Source organism: Bacillus salipaludis, from assembly GCF_004358205.1.
The window spans coordinates 1-6,404 of record NZ_SMYO01000055.1 but is presented as its reverse complement, the minus strand read 5'-3'; the positions used below and the strand labels follow the sequence as shown (position 1 = coordinate 6,404).

At 37.9% G+C, this 6,404-nt stretch carries 5 protein-coding genes and 1 pseudogene; 1 reads left to right on the top strand and 5 read right to left on the bottom strand.

The genetic code is table 11. The features are described 5' to 3' along the window. Positions 1 to 470: 470 nt before the first annotated feature. Positions 471 to 1,325 (bottom strand): YihY/virulence factor BrkB family protein, encoded by an 855-nt coding sequence (locus E2K98_RS29695; RefSeq protein WP_235824980.1) that lies wholly within the window; start codon positions 1,323 to 1,325, stop codon positions 471 to 473. 339 nt (positions 1,326 to 1,664) lie between these two features. On the opposite strand from E2K98_RS29695, the gene E2K98_RS29690 reads away from it, so the two are divergent. Beyond that, complete coding sequence (locus E2K98_RS29690) at positions 1,665 to 2,048, top strand: VOC family protein (protein WP_133340531.1); 384 nt, start codon at positions 1,665 to 1,667, stop codon at positions 2,046 to 2,048. A 198-nt stretch (positions 2,049 to 2,246) separates the two neighbouring features. On the opposite strand, the gene E2K98_RS29685 is transcribed toward E2K98_RS29690, so the two are convergent. The 4 genes and pseudogenes from E2K98_RS29685 to E2K98_RS29670 all read right to left on the bottom strand — a co-directional run bounded on the left by E2K98_RS29685 (position 2,247) and on the right by E2K98_RS29670 (position 5,789). After that, positions 2,247 to 2,798 (bottom strand): helicase, encoded by a 552-nt coding sequence (locus E2K98_RS29685; RefSeq protein ID WP_133340529.1) that lies wholly within the window; start codon positions 2,796 to 2,798, stop codon positions 2,247 to 2,249. A gap of 156 nt (positions 2,799 to 2,954) precedes the next feature. Then, positions 2,955 to 3,038: pseudogene (locus E2K98_RS29680) on the bottom strand (DUF3953 domain-containing protein); the annotation flags it as partial. A 43-nt stretch (positions 3,039 to 3,081) separates the two neighbouring features. Beyond that, positions 3,082 to 4,140: a HupE/UreJ family protein gene (locus E2K98_RS29675; RefSeq protein WP_133340527.1), complete on the bottom strand. Its 1,059-nt coding sequence runs from the start codon at positions 4,138 to 4,140 to the stop codon at positions 3,082 to 3,084. 110 nt (positions 4,141 to 4,250) lie between these two features. Then, positions 4,251 to 5,789, bottom strand: coding sequence for a CehA/McbA family metallohydrolase domain-containing protein (locus tag E2K98_RS29670; protein WP_133340525.1), 1,539 nt, complete (start codon positions 5,787 to 5,789; stop codon positions 4,251 to 4,253). Between the last annotated feature and the right edge of the window lie 615 nt (positions 5,790 to 6,404).

The window sequence follows — 6,404 nt, the reverse complement described above, 5'->3', positions numbered from 1 at the left end:
TCTGTTCGTCAGTTCGAGAATTTGCCTCCAGCTTCCTTCAGATTCCACCTCACGGTGGACACCCTTGCTATTGGCTAACAGTTCCTACTGCCAAGCCTGTAGTGGACTTTCACCACCAAGTTATCGCCCATGCCGGGCGCACATAAGAAGAAGGGACCACCGTAGCGATCCCTTCTTTAAAAAATAAGCACCCCTTAGTATAAGTGCAACCCTTCACAAACTAACTCTAGAATAACAAAAAGGGAACCGCCAAAGCGTTCCCATCATTATCAAAAGCACCCTTTAAGAGCCAACTTGTAGCATCCTACTTCTTTTGATAATTTTTATATAACTCTGATTCCTACAACCGCTAACATATACATAGTTAAAAATTTGCCTCCCGTACCATCCATTATATAGATTATTGAGGACATTTTAGAGCTTGTACCTGATAGGGCAGAGAAGATAAAACAAATAAAAAATCCTATGCTTTATTGTGGTTGATAATCCTTATGTAATGGGTGTAACCCACGAACACGGTCAACCGTGACACATAACTCCATGCCAAACAAAAAGAGGACGCTCACAATATAGATCCAAAACGTGACCAGTGTTGTAAACGTTAGCGTCCCATATATCAATTCGTAATTCCCTAAATGATGGGTATAAATAACGAACAGCTGGCGTGCAACGTAAACACCTATTGTGGTCACAATCGCTCCTGTCAGCAAAGCTTTCGTCGAGAGTGCTGCCGAAGGTAGAATCCGATAGCAGAGAAAGCAGGTTACGAACATGAAGAACAAGAAGAACGTCCCTGACATGATGTGAACAATGTGAACCCATTCGAATCCATCAAATTTTGCGATACTCATGGCGACTTCGGGTGAAACCGCCGATAGAAGAGAAGACACAAGAATTAACAGAAGCAAAAAACCCAGCATCACGAACCCAATCACGTACTGCTTAATAAAGGAACGGTATTTACGAACTTCACAAATCGTGTCGAGCGTTGTTTGCAAAGACAGGAAACCGCCAATAGATGCCAACAGCAGTCCACCAATGCCCATTATCCCCACCGCAGTACGGAATTGAGTTAGATGATCGATGGTGGTCGTAACAAATGATTCCCCTTTCGGCATAGAAGGGATAAATGATTGAAACAGATGATCGAGAAACTGCTCAACAGCTGTACCGTCAATAAATAGAGATGCAAAAAAAATCAACAGCAACGTAAGAGGAATAGTCGAAGCAACTCCAAAATAAGCAATGATGGAACTTAAATACATAATATTGTGATGAAAAAAGCCTTGAATCAAAGTTTTGAAAAACACTTTTACTTTATGCACCTGCGACAAACCTTCCCTAGTATTCTGTCTATATAGTTTGTGCGGGTGGGTCCCATACAATGCAAAGCTTTCGCCGAGAAAAATGATTATACGAAAAAAATGCCTATCCTTCCTGGATCGGTACCTAACCCTTTGACAAACGTTTGTAAAAGGGAGAACTATTAATTTGGCTTCCGAATCCTTGGTTACACAAGTTAGAAAGCAATCAACAACATTTTTACGAACGCACCCGTTAGTTGAACAAGCACATTTTGTTCATAAAACGACGTCACTTTTCTTAAAGGTTTTTTTAAAATTTTGTTGAATTTGTAAGGTAAAACTAAACGAGGTGGAATGTTTATGAATTCAATTGTTTCTCCAATAACTTGTAAGGTAAATAATGTCTTTATTCATGTCAGTGACCTAGAAAGATCAGCAGAATGGTACAGTAAATTGCTTGGAATACCTTTTATAAAGGAAAATGTTTCATCTCCCGTTTACAATATCCCTATCTCAGCCGAAACAGGTATTACATTAGACGATCACACTTTAGATCCAAGTTTTCAATTAAAACCTTCTAATCATGTTTTATTTAATTTCTTCGTTAAAGATATTGATGAAGCATATAAATTTATTAAAGACAAAGGAATAACAATTGTTAAAAAAATAGAGCGAGTTGGGGATTTTGCCTATTTTAACTTTCAAGATTTGGACGGTAACGTTCTAATGATTTGTAATTGTTAAATGTTCCGAGCAAAGGTATTGTTTTACCTTTGCTCTTTATACATCAAGAAAACCTTTTTCAACAATCTCATTTGTGTCGCACCTTTCACATCAAATGCGTCCTATTATTAACTAACCTCCGTTACCACAATAAAAAAGCCGCCTGAATTGGCAGCTGGATCTTTAAGTATTGCACCTGATAGTTGAATTTGGAATATTTTACTTCACGTTTTCGTTTTGACAAAAGACAAAGTGATCATCTGGCCCCAAGACGTGCAGATCATCAGCAATATATCCGCGCAACCACAGCACACCTTCAATTCGTCTCAGATAGAAACCCTTCGGAAAGTCGACGTCTTCGGATAGTATCTCCGATGCTATTGTAACGGAGCCATACGGAGCTCGATGTCGCCAAAAAGGCTTCCCCGAATGACCTTCGGGTTGATCCAGATACTCCAATCTTAAGTGTGGTCCTAGCTCAAGGGGGCATAATTTTAAGCCAACCTTGTTCGCTTTTTCAAAAAGCTGGGGTATAGTAGCTCCTTCGGGAAAGCCAAGATCACGAACTTTGAGTTCAACAGCCCTCACACTGTATATCGTATCCGAAAAAGTAAATTTATCATCAGCGAACAGCCTCTCTCCAAGCTCATTCATCAAAATAGAATGTTGTTGCAATTTTTGAAGAAGCTGCGATTTCGTAAGACCGCCAACCTCGACTGTTTTAATAAGAGTTGGGCAATCGGGGTATATTTTATCTCTTTCAACACTCATTTAAAATCACTCCTTGCGAATTGGTAATATAAGCTTATGCTGCAATCTGTCCTGATTGCTGAAAAAGAATAATCTGAACTCTTCAACAATCCTGCCCCGTTAGACAATAAAAAAGCTGTCGATAATGACGTCTTGGCTCTTCAACTCTTGCACCCGTTACTTCAATAAGAAACCTTCCATTGATACAAATAAAATAAATATAGACACAATTATACTTAGACACCCCATTACTTTTCGTTCTTTTCTAAACTTGCTTCCAAATACTTTCCATTATATTCCTCACCTAATAAAAAGCTCGTTGAATAAACCATACCATTCCAAATGCTAATATGGCCACTGAGGTACCAGGGATAACCCATTTAATTGGTTTTAGGGTTAATTTCTTAATCCACAAAATGAGCGGAAATGCTATAGAAACGATTAATAATTGACCGATTTCAATCCCGATATTAAAAGATACAAGTGAAGTGACCATATGGTTCGTATCTAATCTCATTTCGGAAAGAATGCCTGCAAATCCGAATCCATGGATTAACCCAAAAGCAAAGGCAAGCCATGGCTGGTGTTTTGAGTCCTGATTAAAAATATTCATAAGTGCTACATAAATAATACTTAAAGCAATAGCGGATTCTACAAATCTGGTTGGTAGGTGAACAATATCGAAAGTTGCCAAAGCCAAAGTAATACTGTGTGCAATTGTAAAGGCTGTAACTAAGGAAAGAATATGCCGAATCGTTTTTGCTCCAAAAAGCAAACTGATGACAAACAGAATATGGTCATAACCTGTAAAAATATGTTTTAAGCCAAGCACCAAAAACTGTGTGGCATTCTGCAAGAAACTTATTTTACCAATCTCAAATTCCCTTGATTCGAATGTCAAAATCTTTTCTTGTTGTTTCCCGTCCATTTTTACTGCTGCAAAATTTGCATGACTTGGGTCGGAATCATCCATAAACATATTATATTCGACTACTAGTTTTTCTGGTTTATGGTTTGTTTTATATGCTAAATTTATAATGGCAAACGGCCGCTCCTTAATCATCTCTATATCCGTTTTTAATACGCTACCCTCAACCAATTCGCTGTCTGCATAAAGCTTGATATGGGAATTGATATAACGCTGCAATACCTTATGGTCAATTAACTCCTTTTGATCCGTAGCCTTTTTAAGAGAATGTCCCAACTCCTCCAAATCAAGCTTTAATTCATAATCCAATGCATTCTTTTTAACCTCAATGGTTGAAAAACCTTCACTGTTGTTGGTATGAGCAAATACTGGGGAAGGAAGGAAAGAACTAAATGAAAGTAATAGGAGAAAAATAAAGCACCATAACTTTTTCATTATGTACACGTCCATTTCTTTTGTTTTCTTTCAATTATGTCTTGACATAAGATAATTTTAAAGACGAGGAGATTTTTAAAACCCCCTCGCCATTTTTTCATTTTACCCTTTTATTTATCTGATTTGATGAAAATTGGGTTTGAATAGAACCAAAGATCATTCCATGGATCTTCACCTTTAGGATCTTTTACTGGTTCTAATTGATCAGTGTTAGTACCACGTAAACGAATATAGCTATCTTTGTCCACATCTTTTAAAGTATAAGTAATGGTGATGTATTCACCGTCTTTTTTCCAATCACTTTCTGTGAAACGCTTCACCACTTTGGTTGTAGGATTTGAGGCAGTTGAGCGGTCTTCCACTTTTCCTTTAACTTCTCCCATGATTAAATCAACACGTTGAACATTTGGCTTATCTCCGTGAGAGTTCGCAGTGTTTGGATCTTTGATACGAACTGTTACTGTTACATCAGATTTCTTACTTGGAAGTGTAAGTGTTTCACCGATGGATGCTGTATTTCCTTTTGCCTCTGCATGCAATGGTGATTTGCCTCCTGCTTGTACTCTAACATCAAGTTCTGAGATCAGGTCACCCGTGGTAACAAATACATTACCTTTACGAAGGTTTTCCATTACATCTTGATAATTTTTCTCTGCTTTTACATATGTTTTAGAATATTCACCTGGCCAGAAGTCACTTCCTCCATCACGCCAGTTAACATGTGAGTCAGAAGTAGCCGTAATCCACCAGTGTCTTCCTTCACCTAACATCGAATCCCATAAACCACCAACGATAGCACTCATCTGATCGAAACCACCCATTGTTGGAGCGTTTGTGTTTGAATAACTACCACGAGATCCTTTAAGGTCAAGAGTTCCATCTGGATTAATAGCACTTGCTTGGTGTCCAGGAGCACCTTCCATACCAATAGAGATATTTGGTGCTGTATCATTCCAATTACGGAACTCTTGCGGAGTATCTTGTCCCCATACGCCAACACCTGTCGCTGAACGGGATGGATGATGAGCGATAGAAATTGGAAGCTCGTCCATTTGCTTCATGTAATTCAGAGCTTCAATCATTTTTGATTCCGTATTACGGCTTGGGTCATTTGGATAAGCATCACGAGAATTAAACTTGCTTTCAAGATCATAAAGCACTTGTGATTCTTTTTCACCTTTTGGAATCATTAGAGTGCTGTGGTCAGCTGCTGGTGTGTCAAACTCCATTCCATAGAATTGAAGAACTTCAGGAACAGCTGCACGGGATTTTACTAATTCAGGATAAGCTTGTTCTAAGTTGACCTTGGAATGGTTAGGACCCCCATGATCTGTTGTCATCATCCAATCAAGGCCATACTTTTTACCATTTTCGGCATTTTTAGAGATTGGATAGATAGCATCCCCACCCCTAATTGGAGTTGGAGGATTTGTTGAATTGTCCCAACCTACACTCCATTCACTATGTACATGGTGGTCACCTGCAAGCCATGATGCACCATTCTTTTTCACTTCTTCTTTTGACAATGATTGTGCTTTAGCGTTTTGATTACCACCGTCATTAAATAAAGTTTGGGTTGTTATAGCCGTGGTTGCGAGAACTGTCGTTGCTATGAATGGAATAGCCTTTTTCTTGAACCTAGATTTCATGTTAATTTTCCCCCTTTAAATTAAAATCAATATTAATCATTGAGCATAAGAAGAGTTAGCTACAAACTGCTCTCATTCTTTGATTAAAAATTAATTAAAATTCTCATCAATTTCTAATCTTTCTGACTACTTAAATATAAATTAGAATTGTAAATCTATTATTAATGCACTGTTAAGAATTCCTTAATTTACTAATTTAGTTTGAATGCTAAGTTCCTTCAATAGCAATCCTAGAAACTTCAAACTAGGGGCTCGAATATAAAAAACCTCTACATTTATTGAGAAGAGGTTTTATCATAACGATAAATTACAAATACAAAAAAACTACAGTTACTGAGGAGCCCTTTTTTCAAAGTCGAAAATTAACGATCAACAGGAATGCTATCCTGCCAGTTACCACAATAGAGTAGGAGGGGAAATTTAATCCCCGACCTCTCACACCACCGTACGTACGGTTCCGTATACAGCGGTTCAATCTTTTAAGTATCGTAACTCATAAAGTTGGGATATATCTTTTAATCCCCATTTTGTGAGTTTTTCTTTTGTTATCGCTTGATGCAGAATCTCACTTTTAGATATCCGCCAGTATCCCTTACGGGAGTTTGCTAATTTCAT